This window comes from Bradyrhizobium sp. USDA 4454, from assembly GCF_054822705.1.
The window spans coordinates 7,406,596-7,427,875 of sequence record NZ_JBTRCN010000001.1 but is presented as its reverse complement, the minus strand read 5'-3'; the positions used below and the strand labels follow the sequence as shown (position 1 = coordinate 7,427,875).

The window sequence follows — 21,280 nt, the reverse complement described above, 5'->3', positions numbered from 1 at the left end:
GGGACCCATTGCCACCGCGCTTGATTGCCTTGCTCGCTGGAGCTCCAGCGTGTTCTCACTACGAAAGCCTGTGGTTATGGGTCCCGGCCTTCGCCGGGACGACGATGCGGAGGCAGCGTGCGCCTCACGCCTTGCTGTCGAGCTCCGAGAACACCTCGCGCGCGATGCGGAAGCTGTCGACGCCGGCCGGGATGCCGGCATAGATCGAGACCTGCATGAAGATCTCGCGGATCTCGTCGCGGGACACGCCATTGGTCAGCGCACCCTTGATATGCGCCTTCAATTCGTGCGGCCGGTTCAGGATCGAGATCATGGCGAGGTTGAGCATGCTGCGGGTCTTGCGCGGCAGTTCCTCGCGGCCCCAGACCGCGCCCCAGCAATATTCGGTGACGAGTTCCTGGAAGGGCTTGTTGAAGCTGTCCGAATTCTTCAGCGCATTGTTGACATAGGCCTCGCCGAGCACCGCCTTGCGGATTTCGAGCCCCTTGTCGTGCGTCTTCTGGTCCATATCGTTTCCTCATGCGTTAACGCGTTGGTTCGGGCTGGGAAGTTACGGGGCCGAACCGCCGCAGTCACGCCTTCGTGTTATGCGTATTTCCCGGTGTGGGTTACGTCGGGGAACGGGTGCCTCAAAGCTGCCGCCGTGCTAGGCTGTCCTGCCGGCTACCCCGGAGATCTTATTGAGCGGAGCCAACATCGACCCGTCTGACAACGCCTCTCACGCCGTCCGTGACAGCGATGCGATCGCGCGACTGAAGCTGACCGAGGCTCTACAGCGGGCAAGAGTAGCGATTGCGTGGGAACGGGCGTGGCCGCATCTGGCGCGGTTCCTCACGGTCGTAGGCCTGTTCCTGGTCGCGTCCTGGGCCGGGCTGTGGCTGGTGCTGCCGTTTGCCGCACGCCTGGCCGGCGCCGGGCTGTTCGGCTTGGTCGCGCTTGCAGCGCTGTGGCCGCTGGTGCGCTTCCGCTGGCCGAGCCGCGAGGAGGGCCTGAGCCGGCTCGACCGCGGTGCCGGCATTCGCCACCGTCCGGCGACCACGCTGTCCGACACGCTCACCAACAAGGATCCGTTCGCGCTGGCGCTGTGGCAGGCGCAACGCGAGCGCACCCTGGCCTCGATCAAGCGCATCCGCGCCGGCCTGCCGCGGCCGCGCGTCTCGCTGCACGACCCCTGGGCGCTGCGCGCGCTGGTCATCGTGATGCTGGTCGCGAGCTATGTCGCCGCCGGCGACGAGCGCGGCCTGCGGGTTGCCTCCGCATTCGACTGGAACGGGATCATGGCTCCGGCCAACGTCCGGGTCGACGCCTGGGTGACGCCGCCGAACTACACCGGCAAGCCGCCGATCATCCTGTCGAACGCCAACAAGGACGCTGCCGCGGCGGACACCACCCCGCTCGCGGTTCCGGCCGGTAGCACGCTGCTGGTGCGCTCCAGCGGCGGCACCATCGACGTCGTGGTCGGTGGCGGCGTTGCCGAGGTCGCGCCGGAGGGACAGGCGCCCAAGGGCACCAATGAGCGCCACTTCAAGATCAGCGGCGACGGCACCGCGCATGTCCGCGCGCCGGCCGGTCAGCCGCAGTGGAAATTCACCGCGACGCCGGACCGTCCGCCCTCGATCGCGCTTGCCAAGGATCCGGAGCGGCAGGCGCGCGGCGCCTTGCAGATGTCCTACCGGCTCGAGGACGATTACGGCGTGACCGAAGCGCGCGCGCAATTCGCGCCGCGGCCGACTGATGCGCCCAAGGATGTAGCGAAGGATGCAACGAAGGATGCCGATGGCAAGGCCACCCAGCCGCGTCCGCTGTTCGAGCCGCCGCAATTTCCGCTGGTGCTGCCCAATGCGCGGACCCGCAACGGCGTCGGCCAGACCGTCAAGGACCTCAGCGAGGATCCCTATGCCGGCGCCGACGTGACGCTGACCCTGACCGCAAAGGACGAGGCCGGCAATGAGGGCAAGAGCGAGCCGTTCACCATGCGGCTGCCCGAGCGCCTGTTCACCAAGCCGCTGGCGCGGGCGCTGATCGAGCAGCGCCGGATCCTGGCGCTCGACGCCAACCAGAACGGCCAGGTCTACGCCGCGCTCGACGCCCTGATGATCGCGCCCGAAATGTTCATGCCGGAGACCGGCTATTATCTCGGCCTGCACACCGTGGCCCGCCAGCTCGAGGCGGCGCGCACCGACGACCAGCTGCGCGAGGTCGTCGCCAGCCTGTGGGCGCTCGCCGTCACCATCGAGGACGGCAACATCAGCGACGTCGACAAGGCGCTGCGCGCGGCGCAGGACGCGCTCAAGCAGGCGCTGGAGCGCGGCGCGAGCGACGAGGAGATCAAGAAGCTTACCGACAATCTGCGCGCGGCGCTGGACAATTTCCTGCGCCAGATGGTCGAGCAGTTCCGCAACAACCCGCAGCAGCTCGCCCGGCCGCTCGATCCCAACGCCAAGGTGCTGAGCCAGCAGGATCTCAAGAACATGCTCGATCGCATGGAGCGGCTGTCGCGCTCCGGCGACAAGGATGCCGCACGGCAGTTGCTCGAGCAGATGCAGCAGATGCTGGAAAACCTGCAGATGGCGCAGCCCAATCAGGGCGACGACGACATGCAGCAGTCGCTCAACGAACTCGGCGACATGATCCGCAAGCAGCAGCAATTGCGCGACAAGACCTTCAAGCAGGGCCAGGATTCCCGCCGCGATCGCATGCGCGGCAAGCAGGGCGAGCAGTCGATGGGCGACCTGCAGCAGGATCAGCAGGCGCTGCGCGACCGCCTGAAGAAGCTGCAGGAAGAGCTCGCCAAGCGCGGCATGGGCCCGGATCAGCGCGGCCAGAAGGGCCAGCAAGGGCAGAAGGGCCAGGGTCAGAAGGGCGACCAGGCGCAGCAGGGCGACCAGGGCGGCGATCAGGGCGATGACGGCGGTGATGGGCTCGACCAGGCCGATTCCGCGATGGGCGATGCCTCCGGCCGGCTCGGCGAGGGCAATGCCGACGGCGCGGTGGACTCGCAGGGCCGTGCGCTCGATGCACTGCGCAAGGGCGCGCAGAGCCTGGCGGACGCGATGCAGCAGGGCGACGGCGACCAGCCGGGCGACAGCCCCGGCAACCGCGCCGGCCGGCAGCAGAGCGGCGGCAACCAGACCGATCCGCTCGGCCGCCCGCTGCATGGCCGCGAATTCGGCGACGACTACACCGTGAAGATCCCCGGCGAGATCGACGTGCAGCGCGTCCGCCGCATCCTGGAAGAGCTGCGCCGCCGCCTCGCCGACCCGTCGCGGCCGCAGATCGAGCTCGACTATATCGAGCGCCTGCTGAAGGACTATTGAGCCCGGCCGCCAGGCCGGCTCGCATTTGGACGGGGGCGAGCAGGTCCCGGAGGCGGCCCCGCTGCCCGCACAATTTCTTTAAAACTCTCGGGTTCCCGTTGGCGCGCATTTAAGTCGCCTGCGTCATTCTGTTTCGGATAATTGGCATGCGTCTCAGGAGATCACATGAGGCAGTGCAGCCGTCTATTCATTGCATCGTCATGCCGGCCATTATTTGAAGCGCGCCGGAACCTCGAGAAGACCAGCCTGCTCCGACGCTTCGTTCGCGACCAGTCGGGCAGCTATGTCATTATTTCAGCGCTGCTGATGCCGGTCCTGGTGGGCACCGCAGGGCTCGGCACCGAAGTGGGCTGGTGGTACTATAAGCACAAGAACATGCAGAGCGCGGCCGACTCGGGGGCCGTCAGTGCTGCGACTGCGGCCAGTGCAGGCGCCGACCTGTTGTCCGAAGCCAACGCGGTGACGGCAAATTACGGCTACGCCAACACGGTCAACAACGTCACGATCACCGTGAATCAGCCGCCGAAGGCCGGAAATTTCACGTCCAATCTGCAGGCGATCGAAGTCGTCGTGACCCAGCCGCAACCGCGGCTGCTGTCGGCCTTGTTCGGCTCGAATCCGGTCATGGTCACCGCGCGCGCGGTCGCGCTGCCGAATTCCGGGACCGGCTGCGTCCTTGCCCTCAATCCGACGGCGAGCCCCGCCGTCAATGTGAGCGGCGGCAATCAGCTCAATCTGATCAAGTGCAACCTCTATAGCAACTCGGGCGCAAGTCCGTCCCTCAACGTCGCCGGCAGTGCGACGGTTTCCGCCAATCAGGTCGGGGTCGTCGGCGACGTCTCCGGCGCGAGCAGCATCACCACGACCAACGGCATCAGGACGCACATCCAGCCGATCGCCGATCCGTATGCGAATATCTCACCCCCGTCGGAGCCGAGCTGCACCAACGCCAAGATCACGGTGAACTCCAACGGAAAGACAAATTCGCTCAGCCCCGGCTGCTACAAGGGCAACATCACGGTCAACGCCGGCGCAACCCTCAGTCTTGATCCCGGCATCTATTACCTGGACGGCTCCAATCTGAGCGTCGCGGGCAACGCCACGATCACGGGCAGCGGCGTGACCCTTGTCTTTACGGGGTCGGGAAGCAACTGGGGCACCGCTTCAATCGGCAGCAACGCGATCATCGACCTGACGGCGCCGACCTCCGGCGCCACGAAGGGCATCGTCATGTACGGCGATCGCAACATGCCGGTCGGCACGGCCTTCAACCTCACCGGTGGCGCGACCCAGAACTTCGGTGGCGCGATCTACCTGCCAAGAGCCAATCTCAGCTTCAGTGGCGGCAACGGCACGAGCACATCCTGCACCAAGATCATCGTGGACACCTTGACGCTCACCGGCACGTCGAACCTTCAGGTCAATTGTGCCGCGCTCGGCACCGCGACGATTGGCACGCAAACCGCGCAACTCATCGAATGAGGTAGGCCGATGCAGACCCAGAGATGCTTATCCAACCGTCACAGCCGAGTGCTTCGCCCTCTCATGCGGCGCCTGCGCGCCGGCGTTCGCGACCGACGCGGCGTCGCGGCGATCGAATTCGGTGTGATGATCCCGTTGCTGACCCTGATGGTGGTCTCGGTCACCGACATCGGGCTTGCGCTGTTCCGCAAGATGCAGGTCGAAAATGCCGCACAGGCGGGAGCGCAATACGCGATCGTGCGCGGCTTCGATACCACCGGCGTGTCCAACGCCGTGATCGCCGCCACGAATTCCACGGCCATCACCGCCTCGCCCCAGCCGCTGCAGTTCTGCGGATGTCCAACGAGTGCGGGAATCAGCACCGTCAACTGCGGCGCGGTGTGCCCGAGCGGCGCGCAGGCCGGGACCTATGTAATGGTCTCGGCGCAGGGGACCTACTATACGCTGATCAACTATCAGATCGTCGCGGCCACCTACACCTACAACGCCCAGTCGACTGCGAGGCTGCAGTGAAAAGCACGGCGTTGTGGCACGACGATCGCGGAGCCTCTGCGCTGGAATTTGCCCTGACCGCTCCCGTGTTCTTCCTGTTCATCTTCGGGATCATTGAATTCGGGTTGCTGTTCTGGACCCAGCTCGGGCTTCAGCACGGCACGGAAATGGCGGCGCGCTGCGCAACCGTCAACAGCACGCTCTGTCCGAACAGCAACGCGATCACGACCTACGCCGCGCAGCAGGCGTTCGGCCTCACCTTCCCGACGCAGACCTTCACCCATGCCGCGTCCGCCTGCGGCAATCAGGTCACCGCCAGCTACACGTTTCAGTTCATGCAGTTTCTCAACGTGCCGCCGATCGTGCTGACGGCCCAGGCGTGTTTCCCAAGCTGAGCTCACTCAAGCATGATGAAATTGGGTTGAGCTGGAACGGCGTCGGAACTTTACCTCTCCCCAACGGGGAGAGGTGGATCGAGACCGCGCCAAGCCGATTCAACGCAATCTCATCGCGCTACCTTCCGCGCCGCCAGCGCGTCCGCGACCGCGGTGCGGATCGCGGCCACCGAAAACGGCTTGGTCACCACGTCATGCACGATCGCCTCGAGGCCGGAGGCGCGCTCGCGCTGATGGGCGAAGCCGGTCATCAGCAGGATCTTCAGCGCGGGGAAGTCGCGCGCCGCGGTCAGCGCCAGCGCGATGCCGTCCATGACAGGCATCTGGATATCGGTGAGCAGCAGGTCGAACGCGCCTTCATCGCGCGTCAAGACCTCCAGCGCCTCGGCGCCGTCCTGCGCGGTGACGGTCTCGTGGCCGTCCATGGCGATGGCGCGCGCCACCAGCGAGCGCATCGAGTCTTCGTCGTCGGCGATCAGAACACGGGTCATGGTGATGGGTCAGGTCCCGAAAGTGTAAGCGGCCGGCTCAGGCGCGGCCGCCGGTGAGGTCATGCTTGTTGAAGAAGCGTACGTCGATATTGCGGCCTTCGGGCGGCGGCGAGGCGAGGCGCGACTTGAAGAAGGCGCGCTCGCCGGGATTGAGCACCGGCTGTTCCAGCACCGCATTCCAGGCGTAGATTTCGGCGCCCTTGGCGTCGCGGACCGAGAAGCGCAGCCGCGGCAGTTCGACCGGCTTCCTGGTCTGGCCGACGATCGCGCCCTCGATCACCAGCACCGGCTTGCCGTCGACGGTCTCGTTGGTGATCTTGAGGTCCTTGAAGGCGAGCCCGCGCAGATTCACGTCGAGCCCGACCATCTTGTAGAACAGCGCGGTCTGCGGCAATAGCCGCACCACGTCGTTGCGCCAGACGAACAGCGCGACGATCAGCGCGGCCATCGCAGCGCAGGTGGTCGGCAGGGCGCCGATCACAGGCATGAACGGAATTCGGGGCAGCCGGAACAGCCGGGGGAGCCGCGGCAGGCGGAAGCGGCGCCGGGTTCCGGCCGGTGCCTCACCGTCGGCATGGGCCGCGGCATCCGCCGCGGCGACCGCCGGCCAGTCCGTGGCGGCATCGCTTGCCTCGGGCAAATCGGCCGAAATCGAGGGGCTGTCCACCACCGGGGTCGCGTCGGCCTCCTCGCGGCCCATCGCCTCCCATTCCGCGGCGAGAGCGGAGCCGGCGGCCTGATAGGCCAGGGTCGGCGCGGTCGCCCCGATCGCATCCTCCGGCCGGGCCAGCCACACCTCGCGGCAGCGGGAACAACGGACCGTGCGTCCGGCCTCGCCCAGGGTGGCCGGATTGATGGCGTAGGATGTTGTACAATGCGGGCAAACGATATGCATGGAGCCGAATCTCCACCGTGTGGTATGCCCGGATGCTACTGAGCGACCGTTAACGAATCGGAAACCATAACCGTCGCACAAGCTTTCCGTGCGGTTCGCGGCTGCTCGGCGGGGTGTTCGGGCCGCCGTTATAGAGCATGATCCGGAAAAGTGGAAGCCGGTTTTCCGAAAAAATCATGCTCAAACAAAGAGGTGAGAGCATGATGCGATTCCGTGGAAACGCATCATGGTCTAGTGTTGGGTATTGGGCCACAGGCCCTCTCGAACGGAGCTAGCGCATTGGTTCGGTTCGAAAATGTCGGTCTGCGCTACGGGCTCGGCCCGGAGATTTTGCGCGACCTGTCCTTCATGATCCCGGCGCACTCGTTCCAGTTCCTCACCGGGCCGTCCGGCGCCGGCAAGACCTCGCTGCTGCGGTTGTTGTTCCTGTCGCTGCGGCCGACCCGCGGGCTGGTCAATCTGTTCGGCAAGGACGTCTCGCTGCTCAACAAGAACCAGGTCGCCGACCTGCGCAAGCGGATCGGCATCGTGCTGCAGGATTTCCGGCTGCTCGACCACATGACCACCTATGAGAACGTCGCGCTGCCGTTCCGCGTGATGGGCCGCGAGGAATCCAGCTATCGCCGCGAGGTGATCGACCTGCTGAAATGGGTCGGCCTCGGCGAACGGATGGACGCGCTGCCGCCGATCCTGTCGGGCGGCGAGAAGCAGCGTGCGGCGATCGCGCGCGCGGTGATCTCGCGGCCGCAATTGCTGCTGGCGGACGAGCCGACCGGCAGCGTCGACCCGACGCTTGGGCGCCGCCTGCTGCGGCTGTTCATCGAGCTCAACAAATCCGGCACCGCAGTGATCATCGCGACCCACGACATCACGCTGATGGATCAGTACGAGGCGCGGCGGCTGGTGCTGCATCAGGGACGGCTGCACATCTATGAGTAGGGGCGGCGACGAGAAGGTGTCGTTGGTCGATCTCGGGCGCGAACGCCCGCAGGTCCCGGCCACCGCGCGCAACATGTCGCCGATCGTGCCGCGCGCCTCGATCTCCGGCCGCGCGCTGGTCGCGGTGGTCGCGATCATGACCTTCCTCGCCTCGCTGACGACGGGCACGGTGCTTTTGGTCAGCGCCTCGGCGGCCGAATGGCAGTCGGAAGTGTCGAGCGAGATCACCATCCAGGTGCGCCCGTCGCCCGGCCGCGACCTCGATCGCGACGCGCAGGCGGCGAGCGAAACGATGCGGGCGCAGTCCGGCATTCTCGAGGTCCGGCCGTTCAGCAAGGAGGAATCCGCCAAGCTGCTGGAGCCGTGGCTCGGCAGCGGGCTGTCGATCGATGATCTGCCGGTGCCGCGCGTCATTGTGGCGCGGGTGCAGCCCGGCACCACGCTCGATCTCGCCGGCTTACGCGCGCGCCTGACCCAGGCAGCGCCGACCGCAAGCCTCGACGATCACCGCGCCTGGATCGAACGCATGCGCTCGATGACCGGCGCCACGATGTTTGCCGGCGTCGGGATCCTGATCCTCGTCATCGTCGCCACCATCATCTCGGTGTCGTTCGCGACCCGCGGCGCGATGGCCGCCAACCGCCCGATCGTCGAGGTGCTGCATTTCGTCGGCGCCGGCGACAGCTTCATCGCCAACCGCTTCCTGCGGCACTTCCTCCGGCTCGGGCTCGAGGGCGGACTGATCGGCGGCGGCGCGGCGATGCTGGCGTTCGGCTTCTCGGAATCGATCGCCAACTGGTTCTCCGGCACGCCGGTGGGCGACCAGTTCGCGGCGCTGCTGGGCACGTTCTCGCTGCGCCCGTCCGGCTATCTGGTGCTGGCGATGCAGGCGGTGCTGATCGCGGCGATCACCGCATGGGCGTCGCGGCGTACCCTGTTCGCCACGCTCGATGACATCGACTGACCGGCTTGCGACAGTGCAATCATGGAGCCGATTTCGTGATCGCGTTTGGTTCGCCTGAGTGTGCTTCCGCGTGCATGCACGCGGCCCGGGCCGCGGCAAAACCGGTTTCCACTTTGCCGGATCATGCCTTAAAATCGCCCGGGGGGAAGGACGACCGCATCACATGAGTTTGCAGCACGACGATACGTCGCCGAACGGCCATGCCGCGCGCCCGGCTGGCTGGCTGCGCGCCGTCATCGTCGCGCCGCTGGCGCTGGTGTTCGTCGCCGCCGCGGTCGGCTTCATCGGCTTCCTGTCGCAACTGCGCGGCGTTGAGACCGATCCGCCGCACAATGCCGACGGGATCGTGGTGCTGACCGGCGGCTCGTCGCGGGTGTCGGATGCGATGGAGCTATTGGCCGCCGGCTACGGCAAGCGTCTGCTGATCTCCGGCGTGCACCCGACCAACGACGCCGGCGACATTTCCCGCTCGGTGCCTGACAGCAAGGGATTGATGAGCTGCTGCGTCGATCTCGACCGTTCGGCGGTCAACACCCGCAGCAATGCGGCGGAGACGCGGCGCTGGGCGCGCGAGCGCGGCTTCAAGTCGCTGATCGTGGTGACCTCGAACTACCACATGCCCAGGGCGATCGTGGAACTGTCACACGCGATGCCGGAGGTCACGCTGATCCCGTTCGCGGTGATCGGCGACAAATGGCGCGACGAGCCGTGGTGGACGAGTGGCGGAACCTTCCGTCTCTTGCTATCGGAATACGCCAAATATGTCGCCGCGGAGGTCCGGGTGCGGCTGGCCGATCTCGGCCTCGACCTGACTTCGGATCTTGCCGAGCCGGCAGCCGCGCCACGCCGCCCGGCAACGGCGCAGGCGAATTGATATTGTTAGCATCGTCATTCCGGGATGGTGCGCCAGCACCAGACCCGGAATCTCGAGATTCCGGGTTCGATGCTTCGCATCGCCCCGGAATGACGGTGTAGAGGATAGTGCTGAAATGACTTCGATCTTCCTGCGCTCGCTGATCTTCAACGTGCTGTTCTATCTGGTGCTGGTGATGCTCTGCATCGTCGCGCTGCCGACACTGCTGCTGCCGCGCGGCGCGCTGATGGCGCTGGAAGCCGCGTGGGCCAACACCAGCCTGTTCCTGATGCGCGCGATCTGCAACATCAGAATCGAGTTTCGCGGCGTCGAGAAGATTCCGGCGGGACCGCTGGTGGTCGCCGCCAAGCACCAGTCGTTCTGGGAGACCTTTGCGCTGATGCGCTTCTTCGACCACCCGCTGTTCATCCTCAAGCGCGAGCTGATGATGATCCCGGTGTTCGGCTGGTATTTGAAGAAGGCCGGCATGATTTCGGTCGAACGCGGCGGCGGTCCGCGCTCGCTGATCAAGACGCTGAAGCGCGCCGGGGCCGAGGTGAAGCTTGGGCGCCAGCTCGTGATCTTTCCGGAAGGCACCCGCACCGCGCCGGGCGCGCCGCCGAACTACAAGGCTGGCGTCGCGCAGATCTATGCCGAGAGCGGCGTGCCGTGTTTGCCAATCGCGCTCAATTCTGGGCTGTTCTGGCCGCGCCGCACCTTCATGCGCTATCCCGGCACGCTGGTGGTCGAATTCCTCGATCCGCTGCCGCCGGGCCTGCCGCGCGACGAGTTCATGACCCGCCTGCGCGAGGCGATCGAAACCGCCACCACCCGCATCGTCGACGCCGGCCGCGCCGAGCAACAGCGGCTGTTCGGCGAGGTGCCGAGTAAGACAAAGGCATAAGCGGCCTTGAAAGCAACCGGCACCGCGCCTATTCGGCGACCGGATCGTGCCGCGCCAGATGATTGCTGAGCTGGTCGGCGAATTTTGCGGCGGCCACGGATAGCGCTCGGCCTCGCAGGTGGCCAAGCACAATCTGGATCGGTGGAAGGTCGCGAGGGTCGATCGGCCTCGCATAGATGCGGCGATCCTCGCGCGGAACGGCGCTGAGGGCGTGAAAGGTCACCGCGTGCTCGCGCATGACAAAGTTGCGCAAGAACTCGAGCGACCCCGACTCGACCTGGGTGTTCGTCGCAATCTGGCGCCGGGTCGTTGCGACATCCAGTAAATGACGGATCGCAAGCGTCCGGTCCGGCATCGCCGTCGGAAACGCAAAGCAGTCCCGCAAGCGCACCGAACCGGGAATCGCCAATGGGTGGTCGGCGCGAAAGACCGCGCAGAGCGGCTGGTCGGTCGAGAGCAGCACGCGCATGTCGGCGACCGGCGGCGGATTGAGCAGCAGCGCAAGGTCTGCCTCGAACGTGCTGAGCGCCGTCGCCCCCAGGATGTGATCGCGAACGACGACCGAGAACGTCACTTTGGGGAATTTGGCACGGTAGGTTGCGATCTCGTCGGGCAGCACATTGTCGACAAAAGCCTGGCTGCAGGCGACCGAGACGTGGCCGAGGCGGACCCCGGAAAGGTCGGCGATCTGCGACCGCAGCCGTTCGAAATCCGCCCGCTGGTCCCGGATATGCCGGATCAGCAACTCGCCGGCCGAATTCAAGCGCATGCCCTGGGGCAGCCGCTCGAAGATCGCCGTGCCCAGTTCATCCTCGAAATCCTGGATCTGGCGGGTCAACGCCGATGGTGTGAGATTCAAATGCTCAGCCGCGCCCCGAATCGAGCCGCGGCGGGCAACCTCCGCGATGTAGAGCAGGATTCTCTGGTGACGCATGGAATGCTCTCGGCGCGACGTGGTCCTGTTGCGTTTCTAGCAACGGCTTGGTCGGAATCAAGCACTGGCTTGCAACGGTCGAGTAGCTATCGTTTGGCCAACCCAAAGCGCCCGATGAAACCGCTGACCTCCGGCGGTCGGCGCCCCCTCAAGGAAAGTGTGGCCATGCGAACCGTCCTCCACCGCCGACACGTGATTGCGGGACTAGGTGCAAGCCTCGTTGGCACAAGTCTCGTTGGCGCTCCTGCGATCGTTCGCGCTCAGGATTCTGTCGTGATCCGCGTGGGCGCGCTGAAACTGATCCATTCGATCGCGCCGTATTTCTATGAGCGCTTCGTTCCGGCCGGCTTCAAGGTCGAGGTCCTCCCGTTCGAGACGCCGACCGAATGCAAGACCGCCGTCGTCACCAAGTCGGTCGACTTCGGCGCCTTCGGCATCGCCGCCGGCGAGCTTGGCGCCGCGGCTGGCGAGCCGATCGTCGTGATCGCTTCGACCTGCAATCGCGGGATGGCCATCGTCGCCAAGAAGGACAGCCCGATTCACGCGCTCAAGGATCTCAAGGGCAAGCGGGTGGCGGTATTTCCGGGAACGACGCAGGAAGTGTTCTTCCTCGAGCGGCTGCGGATGGAAGGCATGTCGATCAAGGACGTCGAGCCGGTCCGCGTCTCGTTCAGCGAGATGCATATCGCGCTGGCGCGCGGCGATGTCGATGCGTATGTCGGCGCCGAACCGGGGCCCGGCGTTTCGCTGTCGACCGGCGTTGGCCAGCTGGTGGAATATCCGTATTCGACGGCCATGGGGTCGTTGAACATGGTGTTCGGCACCCACCGCGACATCGTCACCGGCAAGCCGGACCTGGTGCGCACGATGCTGAGCATCCATCAGCAGGCCACGGATTTCGCGACCAATAATAGGGACGAAATGGTCGCGCTGGCATCCGCCAAGCTTGGCCAGAAGAAGGAGGCGATCGAAGCCTCGATTCCAAACGTGGAGCTGACCTGGCGGTTCGGTCCGACCCAGGTCGAGCAGGCCAAGGTCTATGCCGAGCACATGCTGGCGCTCAAGCAGATCAAGCGTCTGCCCGACTTCAACACCTTCATCGACACCAGCTTCGTGGACGCCTTGAGGCCCTCATGAGCAGCATTCTGGTGTCGACGTCGGAAAAGGCGGCTGGCCAGCTGCGTCCGTCGATCGTCTCGGCGACCGCCAGGCGGCGTGCGGTGAGGCTTGCACAGGCCTTGGCGCTGCCGGTCGTGTTGCTTGCGATCTGGCATGTCGCGACCGCAGGGCGCCCGGCAAGCCTCATTCCGCCGCCGCTGGACGTGTGGATCGAGCTTCGCGACCTTGCGGTCGGCGGCATCAACGACGACGCCTACAGCGGCACGCTGATGACCCACCTCATCGCGTCGGTCAGCCGCGTGCTCGGCGGTTTCGGCCTCGCAATGATCGTCGCCCTTCCGCTCGGGATGCTGATCGGGCGGGTCGAGCTCGTCCGGCGCTTCCTTGAACCGCTGCTGCAGATTTTGCGCCCGATCCCGGTCACGGCATGGCTGCCGCTCGCCATGATCATCTTTGGATTGGGCCCGCGTTCGGCCTTCTTCCTGGTCTTCCTCGGCGCGTTCTATCCGATCCTGCTCAACACCGTGCTCGGCGTGCGCTCGGTCGAGCCGCGTCTGTTCGAGGCTGCGGCCATGTTGGGCTGTAAGGGAACGGCGCAGTTCTTTCGCGTCGTCCTGCCCGCGGCGTTGCCTTCGATTTTCACAGGTCTTCGCCTGGGCCTGGGCTTTTCCTGGGTGGTCATCGTCGTCGGCGAGATGACGGGCGTGCCGACGGGTCTCGGGGCCATCATCATGGAAGCGCGCCAGCTGTCACGCACCGAAATCGTAATCTGCGGAATGCTCGTCATCGGCGTCTTTGGCTTCCTGTCTGATCAGATCGTCATGCTGATCGGTCGGCGCCTGCTTGCCTGGAGTCCCTCTCATGTCTGACAGCGCGCTTCCGATTCTCGAAATCAAGCACGTCAACAAGACCTTTGCCCTCAACGGGCAATCGATCGAGGCTTTACGCAATGCCAATTTGATGGTCCGCAAGGGGGAGTTCATTTGCCTGATCGGTGCGTCCGGCTGCGGTAAATCCACCTTGCTTCGCATGGTCGCGGGGTTCGAAACGGCGACCAGCGGCGAGGTCCTGATGTGGGGCACGCCGATCACCGGTCCCGACCCGTCCCGCGGCATGGTGTTCCAGGATTACGGGCTGTTTCCGTGGCTCACCGTCAAGGACAACATCGGCTTCGGTCCCAGATCGCGCGGGCGGGCCGCCAAGGAGGTCAAGCAGACGGTGGAGACATTCATCGAGCTCGTCGGCCTGCAGCGGTTTGCCGACGCCTACCCGCATCAGTTGTCGGGCGGCATGAAGCAGCGCGTTGCGATCGCCCGTGTGCTGGCAAACGACGCCGAGATCGTGCTGATGGACGAGCCCTTTGGCGCGTTGGACGCCATGACGCGCGAGCGCCTCCAGGATGAGCTGGTGGAGATCTGGTCGCGCACCAAGCTGACGGTCTTGTTCGTCACCCACGCCATCGAAGAGGCGATCTTTCTGGCCGACAGGGTCGTCGTCATGTCGCCGGGCCCGGGCCGAATCGACAACGAGTATCTCATCGACCTGCAGCGCCCCCGCGACATCGCAAGTCTCGAATTCAACCAATGGCGCGGCATGCTATCGGGCAAGCTGCACAGCCATCACGGCCGGAAGGTCGCTTGACCGGCGCCGGACGGCTCGCTTGCGGCCGCGCGTGAGCCATAAGACCGCGAACCCAAACGAAAGACGTTGCAATGCTGACGACGGAAACGGCTGTCATGCTGGCGAATTATAGCAACTGGGCCGACCAGGTGTTGTTCAAAGCCATGACCGAGCTGCCGGAAGACGCGATCTATCGCACACGGCAGACGCTGTTTGGCTCGATGATCGGCACGCTCAATCACAACTACGTGGTGGATCTGATCTGGCGGGCGCATCTTCTCGGCGAGCAGCACGGCTTCTCGACACGCCGCGATCTGTTGCATCCGGACCTCGGCGCTCTGATCGGGGAGCAAACCAAGATCAATCGCTGGTACATCGATTGGGCCGGGCGTCAGAATGTCGAAAGCCTGAACGAGCGCCTGAACTTCAGCTTCGTATCGGGCAAGTCCGCCGAGATGACGCGCGGCGGCATGTTCCTGCATATCGTGAACCACAAGACCTATCACCGTGGCTGGGTCAGCGAGATGTTCTTCGAGTCCAACATCAACCCGCCAGAAACCGACCTTTGCGTGTTCCTGTGCGAGGATGCCTGACGAACGGATTGACCGGCACGTCGGCAAGACCGGCGCTCTGTCAACGGATAGCGGCGCTTGACGCGGCCCGCCGTGCGCGGCGCGCGGCGCGGCGCCGCTGGGTCCAGAGCCGGGCACGGTCGAGATAGAGATAGACCACCGGCGTGGTGTAGAGCGTCAGGATCTGGCTCAGGATCAGTCCGCCGAAGATCGCGATGCCGAGCGGCTGACGCAGCTCGCTGCCTTCGCCGAGCCCGATCATCAGCGGCACCGCGCCGAACAGCGCCGCCAGCGTCGTCATCATGATCGGGCGGAAGCGCATCAGGCAGGCCTCGTAGATCGCATCGCGCGACGACAGTCCGCGCAGCCGCTCGGCATCGAGCGCGAAGTCGATCATCATGATGGCGTTCTTCTTGACGATGCCGACCAAGAGGATCACCCCGATCGCGCCGATCAGGTCGAAATCGGTGTGCGACAGCATCAGCGCCGCCACCGCGCCGACGCCCGCCGAGGGCAACGTGGACAGGATGGTCAGCGGGTGGATGTAGCTCTCATAGAGCATGCCGAGCGAGATGTAGATCGTCGCCAGCGCAGCGAGGATCAGGAACAGCTCGTTCGCCAGCGCCTGCTGGAAGATCTTCGCGGAACCGGCGAACCCGCCATTGATGCCCGCCGGCATGTCGATGGCGTGCATCGCAGTCTCGATCGTGGTGGTCGCCGTGCTCAGCGAGACGCCCGGCGGCAGATTGAACGAGATGGTGCTGGCGACCAGCAGATCCTGGTGGTTGACCGAGAGCGGCGTCTCGCCATGCTCGAAGCGCGCGACGCTCGACAGCGGGATCATCGTCTCGGCGCTGGTCGAGACCGCGGTCCCGGTCGAGGCGACGCCCTTGCCGGTGGCGCCGATCGAGTTGGTCGCCTGGTTGCGCACCACGTTGGCGGCGATCGAAGAGACCGAGCTCTTCTGCGACGATGAGGCCACCGTTCCCGCCACCGCATTGGTGCTCTGGGTGCCGGTCGCCGATCCGCCCGAGGTCGAGATATAGACCTCCTTCAGGGTCTGCGGGTCCTGCGAGAAGCGCGGCGCGACCTCCATGATCACGTGATACTGGTTGCGCGCGACGAAGATGGTCGAGACCTGGCGTTGCCCGAACGCGTCATACAGCGTGTTGTCGAGCTGGGCGACCGTGATCCCGAGCCGCGAGGCGGCGTCGCGATCGATCGCCAGATTGGCCTGCAGCGCCTTGTTCTGCTGGTCGCTGTTGACGTCGGCGAGCGTCGGCTCCTTCTGCAGGGCGGCGACGAGCTTCGGCGTCCACTCGTTCAGCTCCGCGAAGGTCGAGCCTTTCAGCGTGTACTGATACGCCGCGTTACCCGAGCGTCCGCCGGCGCCGAGATCGCCGATCGATTGCAGGAACAAAGTGGCGCCGGCGACGCTCGTCAATGGCTCGCGCAGGCGCTCGATCACCTTGTCGGCGCGCAGCTTGCGCTCGCCCATCGGCCTCAAGGAGGCGAACACCGTGCCGGTGTTGGTGCCGCCCGGGCCGATGCCGCCGCCGCCGGTGAAGCCGACCGCGGTCTCGACCGCCGGATCCGACTTCACGATGTCGATGAACTGGGTCAGTTTCTGCCGCATCAGCTGGAACGAGGTGCTCTGGTCGGCCTGGATGGAGCCGACCAGCAGCCCGGTATCTTGTTGTGGGACGAAGCCCTTGGGCACGACCTTGTAGAGGTGGACGTTCAGATAGAGCGTCGAGCCCAGGATCAACATCACCAGCAGCGGATGGCGCAGCGCCAGGCCGAGCGTCGTGCGGTAGCCGTTCAGCATCAGCTCGAAGATGCGCTCGCTGATCCGGTAGACCCGGCCGTGCGGCTCGCCTTCCTGCTTGCGCAGCAGCACGGCGCACATCATCGGCGTCGTGGTCAGCGAGACCACCAGCGAGATCAGAATCGCGATGGTGATGGTCATAGCGAATTCGCGGAACAGGCGGCCGACCAGCCCGCCCATCAGGAGGATCGGCACGAACACCGCGACCAGCGACACGCTCATCGACAGCACGGTGAAGCCGACCTCGCTTGTGCCGAGCAGCGTCGCCTCCAGCCGCGACAGCCCGGCGTCCATGTGGCGGGTGATGTTTTCCAGCACCACGATGGCGTCGTCGACCACGAAGCCGGTCGCCACCGTCAGCGCCATCAGCGAGAAGATGTCGAGCGTGTAGCCGAGCAGGTACATCACCGCGAAGGTCGCGATCAGCGACACGCCGACCGCCACGACAGGCACCAACGTCGCCCGCGCATTGCGCAGGAAGGCGAACACCACCAGGATCACCAGCGCGACCGCGATCAACAGCGTGATCTCGACATCGTGCAGCGAGGCCCGGATCGTCTTCGAGCGGTCCATCGCCAGCGTGATGTCGACCGCGGGCGAGACCGAGGCCTTAAGCTGCGGCATCAGGCCCTTCACATTGTCGACCATCTTGATGATGTTGGCGCCGGGCTGCCGGTACACGATCATCACGACGGCCGGCTTGCCGTTGGCGAGCCCCAGCGTGCGGACATTCTCCACGGAATCGATCACGTCGCCGACGTCGGTCAGGCGCACCGCGGCGCCGTTGCGGTAGGCGACGACCAGCGGCCTGTAGTCCGCCGCCTTGCGGGCCTGGTCGTTGGCGTAGATCTGGTAGCGCTGGTCGCCGACGTCGATGCCGCCTTTCGGGCTGTGCGCATTGGCGCTACTGAGCGCAGCGCGGACGTCCTCGAGCCCGATGCCGTATTTGTAGAGCGCCGGCGGGATCAGCTCGACGCGCACCGCGGGCAGCGAGCCGCCGCCGACCGAGACTTCGCCGACGCCCTCGACCTGCGACAGCTTCTGCGCCAGCACGGTCGAGGCGGCGTCATACAGCTCGGCCGGCGTCAGCGTGTCCGAGGTCAAGGTGTAGATCAGGATCGGCGCCGAGGCCGGGTTGAACTTGCGGTAGGTCGGATTGGTGCGCAGGTTGGTCGGCAGGTCGGCGCGCGCCGCGTTGATCGCGGCCTGCACGTCGCGCGCGGCGCCGTTGATGTCGCGGTCGATGTCGAATTGCAGCGTGATGCGCGCCGAGCCGAGCGAGGACTGCGACGTCATCTCGGTAACGCTGGCGATCTGGCCGAGGTGGCGCTCCAGCGGGCTCGCGACGGTCGCCGCGACGTCGGCCGGGCTGGCGCCGGGCAGCGTCGCCTGCACCATGATGGTCGGGATGTCGACGTCGGGCAGCGGCGACACCGGCAGCTTGAAGAACGCAATGATGCCCGCCACCACCAGTCCAAGCGACAGCAGCGTGGTGCCGACCGGTCGGCGGACGAAGGGGGCGGAGAGGTTCATTGCATCAGCAAGCGATGTTTGCGGATCAGCTTCTATCCGTCTGCGCCGCGATGCAAAAGCCTAAATGTCACAGGGCGCCGCCTTAGAGAAGCCGCGATGTGTCGGATGTGCCGTGCCGCTGACCGAAAAAGCACGATCTGGCAACAAGCCGTTTACAAAACCCGATCGAGGCTGTGATCGCGATTGGGCGCGCAGTGGCCGCGCGGATGATTGTGTAGGATGGGTGGAGCGAAGCGATATCCATCATTCGCTCTGTGGAGAAAATTGATGGGTATCGCGGAGTTTATCATCGGGCCGCGCGTTGCGCGGACCCGTTGGCCCCAACCATCCTACGAGATCGGCCTGATGCAGCGATAACGCCGCTCGGCCGCGCCTCAGTTCGGATCCACGCCATCCGCCGCGCGCCCATCCCGGTGCAGCGGGCCTGCATCGTGCAGCATCGCCGCAAGCTGGTGCAGCTGCGCATCGCGAAACCCCTGCTTCTCGATCGCGGCCACCGTCGAGAGCACATAGTCGCGGTTGTTGCCGGAGCGGCCATGGCCCTGCAGCACCAGGCGCTGCTGCTCTGCCAGCGACAGCCGCCCGGCATATTGCACATGGCCGCGATCGACTACGTAAGCCAGCGCGGAGACGCGATCGCGCGCCGCATTCTCCAGCCACACCGAGCGCATCACCTCGCGATAGACGTTGGTGGTCTGCTCGCGCGAGCGCAAATAGGCGATGGTGTCGTGGCGCAGCCGGGCGGCGACGCGGAACGCGATGCCGCGGCAGGCGCCGCCGCGGTCGAGTCCGAGCACCAGGCCCGGCTTCTCCGGCGTGCCGCGGTGGTCGAACGAATAGACGCAGAGCGCGCGATGCTCGCCGATCAGCCGCGCCGGCATCTGCTCGAGATACTCGAAGCCCGGCTTCCACATCAACGAGCCGTAGCCGAACACCCAGAGATCGCCGTCGGTTTCGGAATGGGGAGGATTTGCTGCCATCGCGCTGATGGGCTAGCAGAACAGCTCATCGAAGCGAAGCAAATTCCGTGATGTTTCCAAGAGTTGCGCAAGGGGTACCCCATGGTTGTGTCGGGGTTGCCCACGGCTTGCCGCCGCTTAGATTTTGACAAATTCGCCCGCCAAAGGACCCGCATGTCCGATATCACCTCCGCCCCCCGCCGCCGCTCGCGCTTCGGCCTCTACGCCGTCCCCGTCGCGGTCCTGATCGCCGCGGTCGCGTGGAGCGGTTTCTGGTTCTTCGCCGCCTCGCAGGTCGGCGTGCAGGCCGACGCCTGGCGCGCCCAGGAGGCGAAGGCCGGCCGGGTCTATGATTGCGGCAACCGTTCGGTGGCGGGGTATCCGTTCCGCTTCGAGGTCCGCTGCACCGATCCGAGCGTGATGCTGGTCTCGCAGACCGCTTCGCCGCAGATGGCGTTCGTAGCGCGGCTCGCCGAGATCCTGGTGGTGGCGCAGGTCTATGACCCCAAGCTCGTGATCGCCGAGTTCAAGGGCCCGGCCACGATCGCGGAGCGCGGCGCGCAGCCCACGCTGTTGGTCAATTGGAGCCTTGGGCGCAGCAGCGTGGTCGGCCTGCCGGCGGTGCCGCAGCGCGCCTCGCTGGTGTTCGACAATCTCGCGATCGACCGCACCGGCGGTCCCGCGCCGACGCCGCTGATGCGCGTCAATCACATCGAGCTGCACGGACGGCAGGTCGATGGCTCGGCCCCGGACAACCCCGCGATCGAGACCGTGCTGCAGATCGCAGGCGGCACCTTGCAGGAGGTGCATCCGCTGCTCACCCAGCCGTTCAACGCCGACATCCATGCCCGGCTCAACGGCCTGAAGGATTTCTCGCCAAAACCGTGGCCCGATCGTTTCCGCGAGATCCAGGCGGCCGGCGGCAGCGTCGAGATCCAGCAGTCGCGGATCGAGCAGGGCGACGTGCTGTCGGTCGCGGCCGGCACGTTGCGCCTCAATGCGCAAGGCCGCATCGACGGCGAGTTGCAGATGACGGTCGCCGGCCTCGAACGCGTGATCCCGGCGCTTGGCATCGACAAGATGCTGGAGGAGGGCGTGCCGCAGTCGACGCTCGATCGCGTCGCGCCCGGCGTCAAGAGCCAGGACCTCAGCAATCTGTTCGGTGCGCTGGATCGCGCGATCCCCGGCCTCGGCAAGGTGATCAAGCAGAACGCCAATGCCGGCATCTCCGCCGGGATCAATTCGCTCGGCACCGAGGCCGTGCTCGAAGGCAAGAAGGCACGCAGCTTCCCGCTGCGCTTCGCCGACGGCGCGGTGTTCCTGGGCCCGCTGAAAGTCGCGCAGATCCCGCCGCTGTTCTGAGCGGCGCGCTCAGTATTGTAGGGCGGATTAGCGTCAGCGTAATCCGCCGTCCTTCAGCTCGGTTACATGGGGATTACGCGGAGCCTGTCATCGGACCGCGCTTCGCACGGACCCGTTGGCTAATGCGCCCTACGTACCTTCGGCCGGGATGAAGCGCAACGTGCCGGCGCGACGGGTCGGCTTGCCGGTGTCGTTGGTGTGGTTGACGCCGTCCATGACCGGCACTTCGGGGAAATCGAACGGGCTGACGCCGTCGAGGCAGGCGACGTTGACGGCGTAGAGGCTCTGGTCGGATCGCCGCTGGTGATGGGTGTAGATGCCGCAGCGGGAGCAGAAGAAGTGCTGCGCCGATCCGGTGTGGAAGCGGTAGCTGGTCAGCCTGTCCTCGCCTTGCAGGAACCTGATCCCGCCCATTTCCGCCATGGCGACGACGGCGCCGCGCATCCGGCAGTAGGAGCAGGTGCAGCGGCGGATCGAATGGAAGCCGTCGCTCAGCGTCACCTCGAAGCGCACTGCGCCGCAATGGCACTGGCCAGCCCGAACGTTCGCCTTGTCCGCCATGTCGTGTGTCCCTGTTGATCGCCTGATCGCGACATGACGTATCGCCAAAATCCGAACCGG

General features: G+C 65.6%; 20 protein-coding genes and 1 pseudogene. 13 read left to right on the top strand and 8 right to left on the bottom strand.

The window, feature by feature from the left end:
• Positions 1-124: 124 nt before the first annotated feature.
• Positions 125-508 carry a carboxymuconolactone decarboxylase family protein gene (locus ACVIW0_RS34610; RefSeq protein ID WP_461356423.1) on the bottom strand — a complete coding sequence of 128 codons (384 nt, stop codon included), beginning with the start codon at positions 506-508 and terminating at the stop codon, positions 125-127.
• Positions 509-680: 172 nt separating this feature from the next.
• On the opposite strand from ACVIW0_RS34610, the gene ACVIW0_RS34605 reads away from it, so the two are divergent.
• From ACVIW0_RS34605 to ACVIW0_RS34590, 4 genes are all read left to right on the top strand, one after another.
• Positions 681-3,317: a TIGR02302 family protein gene (locus ACVIW0_RS34605; RefSeq protein WP_461356422.1), complete on the top strand. Its 2,637-nt coding sequence runs from the start codon at positions 681-683 to the stop codon at positions 3,315-3,317.
• Positions 3,318-3,482: 165 nt separating this feature from the next.
• Positions 3,483-4,799, top strand: coding sequence for a TadE/TadG family type IV pilus assembly protein (locus ACVIW0_RS34600; RefSeq protein ID WP_461356421.1), 1,317 nt, complete (start codon positions 3,483-3,485; stop codon positions 4,797-4,799).
• A gap of 63 nt (positions 4,800-4,862) precedes the next feature.
• On the top strand, positions 4,863-5,312 hold the full coding sequence (locus tag ACVIW0_RS34595; protein ID WP_461356420.1) for a TadE/TadG family type IV pilus assembly protein: 450 nt from the start codon (positions 4,863-4,865) through the stop codon (positions 5,310-5,312).
• The gene (locus ACVIW0_RS34590; protein ID WP_461356419.1) at positions 5,309-5,686 is read left to right on the top strand and encodes a TadE/TadG family type IV pilus assembly protein; all 378 of its coding nucleotides are present in this window, start codon (positions 5,309-5,311) and stop codon (positions 5,684-5,686) included. The genes ACVIW0_RS34595 and ACVIW0_RS34590 overlap by 4 nt, the downstream gene beginning before the upstream one ends.
• A 110-nt stretch (positions 5,687-5,796) precedes the next feature.
• Here the strand turns inward: ACVIW0_RS34590 and ACVIW0_RS34585 are convergent, their stop codons facing one another.
• Positions 5,797-6,177, bottom strand: a complete 381-nt coding sequence (locus tag ACVIW0_RS34585; protein ID WP_461356418.1) for a response regulator — start codon at positions 6,175-6,177, stop codon at positions 5,797-5,799.
• A 37-nt stretch (positions 6,178-6,214) separates the two neighbouring features.
• Positions 6,215-7,072 (bottom strand): MJ0042-type zinc finger domain-containing protein, encoded by an 858-nt coding sequence (locus ACVIW0_RS34580; RefSeq protein WP_461356417.1) that lies wholly within the window; start codon positions 7,070-7,072, stop codon positions 6,215-6,217.
• A 279-nt stretch (positions 7,073-7,351) separates the two neighbouring features.
• On the opposite strand from ACVIW0_RS34580, the gene ftsE reads away from it, so the two are divergent.
• From ftsE to ACVIW0_RS34560, 4 genes are all read left to right on the top strand, one after another.
• Positions 7,352-8,011: a cell division ATP-binding protein FtsE gene (gene ftsE / locus ACVIW0_RS34575; RefSeq protein ID WP_461356416.1), complete on the top strand. Its 660-nt coding sequence runs from the start codon at positions 7,352-7,354 to the stop codon at positions 8,009-8,011.
• Positions 8,004-8,975 (top strand): cell division protein FtsX, encoded by a 972-nt coding sequence (locus ACVIW0_RS34570; RefSeq protein WP_461356415.1) that lies wholly within the window; start codon positions 8,004-8,006, stop codon positions 8,973-8,975. The genes ftsE and ACVIW0_RS34570 overlap by 8 nt, the downstream gene beginning before the upstream one ends.
• A 163-nt stretch (positions 8,976-9,138) precedes the next feature.
• Complete coding sequence (locus ACVIW0_RS34565) at positions 9,139-9,849, top strand: YdcF family protein (protein ID WP_461356414.1); 711 nt, start codon at positions 9,139-9,141, stop codon at positions 9,847-9,849.
• Between the two features lie 115 nt (positions 9,850-9,964).
• Entirely contained in the window at positions 9,965-10,732 is a 768-nt protein-coding gene (locus ACVIW0_RS34560) for a lysophospholipid acyltransferase family protein (RefSeq protein ID WP_461356413.1), read from the top strand.
• A gap of 28 nt (positions 10,733-10,760) precedes the next feature.
• Here the strand turns inward: ACVIW0_RS34560 and ACVIW0_RS34555 are convergent, their stop codons facing one another.
• Positions 10,761-11,351, bottom strand: a complete 591-nt coding sequence (locus tag ACVIW0_RS34555) for a LysR substrate-binding domain-containing protein (RefSeq protein WP_461357507.1) — start codon at positions 11,349-11,351, stop codon at positions 10,761-10,763.
• A 186-nt stretch (positions 11,352-11,537) separates the two neighbouring features.
• Positions 11,538-11,666: pseudogene (locus ACVIW0_RS34550) on the bottom strand (helix-turn-helix domain-containing protein); the annotation flags it as partial.
• 165 nt (positions 11,667-11,831) lie between these two features.
• On the opposite strand from ACVIW0_RS34550, the gene ACVIW0_RS34545 reads away from it, so the two are divergent.
• The 4 genes from ACVIW0_RS34545 to ACVIW0_RS34530 all read left to right on the top strand — a co-directional run bounded on the left by ACVIW0_RS34545 (position 11,832) and on the right by ACVIW0_RS34530 (position 14,998).
• Positions 11,832-12,803 carry an ABC transporter substrate-binding protein gene (locus tag ACVIW0_RS34545; RefSeq protein ID WP_461356412.1) on the top strand — a complete coding sequence of 324 codons (972 nt, stop codon included), beginning with the start codon at positions 11,832-11,834 and terminating at the stop codon, positions 12,801-12,803.
• Positions 12,800-13,654, top strand: coding sequence for an ABC transporter permease (locus ACVIW0_RS34540; protein ID WP_461356411.1), 855 nt, complete (start codon positions 12,800-12,802; stop codon positions 13,652-13,654). The genes ACVIW0_RS34545 and ACVIW0_RS34540 overlap by 4 nt, the downstream gene beginning before the upstream one ends.
• Positions 13,647-14,426, top strand: coding sequence for an ABC transporter ATP-binding protein (locus ACVIW0_RS34535; RefSeq protein WP_461356410.1), 780 nt, complete (start codon positions 13,647-13,649; stop codon positions 14,424-14,426). Before ACVIW0_RS34540 ends, ACVIW0_RS34535 begins: the two co-directional genes overlap by 8 nt.
• A gap of 95 nt (positions 14,427-14,521) precedes the next feature.
• Complete coding sequence (locus tag ACVIW0_RS34530) at positions 14,522-14,998, top strand: DinB family protein (RefSeq protein ID WP_461356409.1); 477 nt, start codon at positions 14,522-14,524, stop codon at positions 14,996-14,998.
• Between the two features lie 40 nt (positions 14,999-15,038).
• Here the strand turns inward: ACVIW0_RS34530 and ACVIW0_RS34525 are convergent, their stop codons facing one another.
• Both ACVIW0_RS34525 and ACVIW0_RS34520 read right to left on the bottom strand, forming a co-directional pair.
• Complete coding sequence (locus ACVIW0_RS34525; protein ID WP_461356408.1) at positions 15,039-18,338, bottom strand: efflux RND transporter permease subunit; 3,300 nt, start codon at positions 18,336-18,338, stop codon at positions 15,039-15,041.
• 374 nt (positions 18,339-18,712) lie between these two features.
• Positions 18,713-19,318, bottom strand: coding sequence for a gamma-glutamylcyclotransferase (locus ACVIW0_RS34520; protein ID WP_461356407.1), 606 nt, complete (start codon positions 19,316-19,318; stop codon positions 18,713-18,715).
• Positions 19,319-19,471: 153 nt separating this feature from the next.
• Here ACVIW0_RS34520 and ACVIW0_RS34515 point away from each other — a divergent pair, with 153 nt between their 5' ends.
• Complete coding sequence (locus ACVIW0_RS34515) at positions 19,472-20,659, top strand: DUF2125 domain-containing protein (protein ID WP_461356406.1); 1,188 nt, start codon at positions 19,472-19,474, stop codon at positions 20,657-20,659.
• A gap of 129 nt (positions 20,660-20,788) precedes the next feature.
• On the opposite strand, the gene ACVIW0_RS34510 is transcribed toward ACVIW0_RS34515, so the two are convergent.
• A complete protein-coding gene (locus tag ACVIW0_RS34510) occupies positions 20,789-21,220 on the bottom strand; it encodes a GFA family protein (RefSeq protein ID WP_461356405.1) in 432 nt (143 codons plus the stop codon).
• Between the last annotated feature and the right edge of the window lie 60 nt (positions 21,221-21,280).

What these genes read in the sequence shown, in the direction of transcription:
- ACVIW0_RS34610 (WP_461356423.1), bottom strand. Translation starts at nt 508, where the DNA reads ATGGACCAGAAGACGCACGACAAGGGGCTCGAAATCCGCAAGGCGGTG.
- ACVIW0_RS34600 (WP_461356421.1), top strand. Translation starts at nt 3,483, where the DNA reads ATGAGGCAGTGCAGCCGTCTATTCATTGCATCGTCATGCCGGCCATTA.
- ACVIW0_RS34595 (WP_461356420.1), top strand. Translation starts at nt 4,863, where the DNA reads ATGCGGCGCCTGCGCGCCGGCGTTCGCGACCGACGCGGCGTCGCGGCG.
- ACVIW0_RS34585 (WP_461356418.1), bottom strand. Translation starts at nt 6,177, where the DNA reads ATGACCCGTGTTCTGATCGCCGACGACGAAGACTCGATGCGCTCGCTG.
- ACVIW0_RS34580 (WP_461356417.1), bottom strand. Translation starts at nt 7,072, where the DNA reads ATGCATATCGTTTGCCCGCATTGTACAACATCCTACGCCATCAATCCG.
- ACVIW0_RS34570 (WP_461356415.1), top strand. Translation starts at nt 8,004, where the DNA reads ATGAGTAGGGGCGGCGACGAGAAGGTGTCGTTGGTCGATCTCGGGCGC.
- ACVIW0_RS34565 (WP_461356414.1), top strand. Translation starts at nt 9,139, where the DNA reads ATGAGTTTGCAGCACGACGATACGTCGCCGAACGGCCATGCCGCGCGC.
- ACVIW0_RS34560 (WP_461356413.1), top strand. Translation starts at nt 9,965, where the DNA reads ATGACTTCGATCTTCCTGCGCTCGCTGATCTTCAACGTGCTGTTCTAT.
- ACVIW0_RS34545 (WP_461356412.1), top strand. Translation starts at nt 11,832, where the DNA reads ATGCGAACCGTCCTCCACCGCCGACACGTGATTGCGGGACTAGGTGCA.
- ACVIW0_RS34540 (WP_461356411.1), top strand. Translation starts at nt 12,800, where the DNA reads ATGAGCAGCATTCTGGTGTCGACGTCGGAAAAGGCGGCTGGCCAGCTG.
- ACVIW0_RS34535 (WP_461356410.1), top strand. Translation starts at nt 13,647, where the DNA reads ATGTCTGACAGCGCGCTTCCGATTCTCGAAATCAAGCACGTCAACAAG.
- ACVIW0_RS34530 (WP_461356409.1), top strand. Translation starts at nt 14,522, where the DNA reads ATGCTGGCGAATTATAGCAACTGGGCCGACCAGGTGTTGTTCAAAGCC.
- ACVIW0_RS34525 (WP_461356408.1), bottom strand. Translation starts at nt 18,338, where the DNA reads ATGAACCTCTCCGCCCCCTTCGTCCGCCGACCGGTCGGCACCACGCTG.
- ACVIW0_RS34520 (WP_461356407.1), bottom strand. Translation starts at nt 19,318, where the DNA reads ATGGCAGCAAATCCTCCCCATTCCGAAACCGACGGCGATCTCTGGGTG.
- ACVIW0_RS34515 (WP_461356406.1), top strand. Translation starts at nt 19,472, where the DNA reads ATGTCCGATATCACCTCCGCCCCCCGCCGCCGCTCGCGCTTCGGCCTC.
- ACVIW0_RS34510 (WP_461356405.1), bottom strand. Translation starts at nt 21,220, where the DNA reads ATGGCGGACAAGGCGAACGTTCGGGCTGGCCAGTGCCATTGCGGCGCA.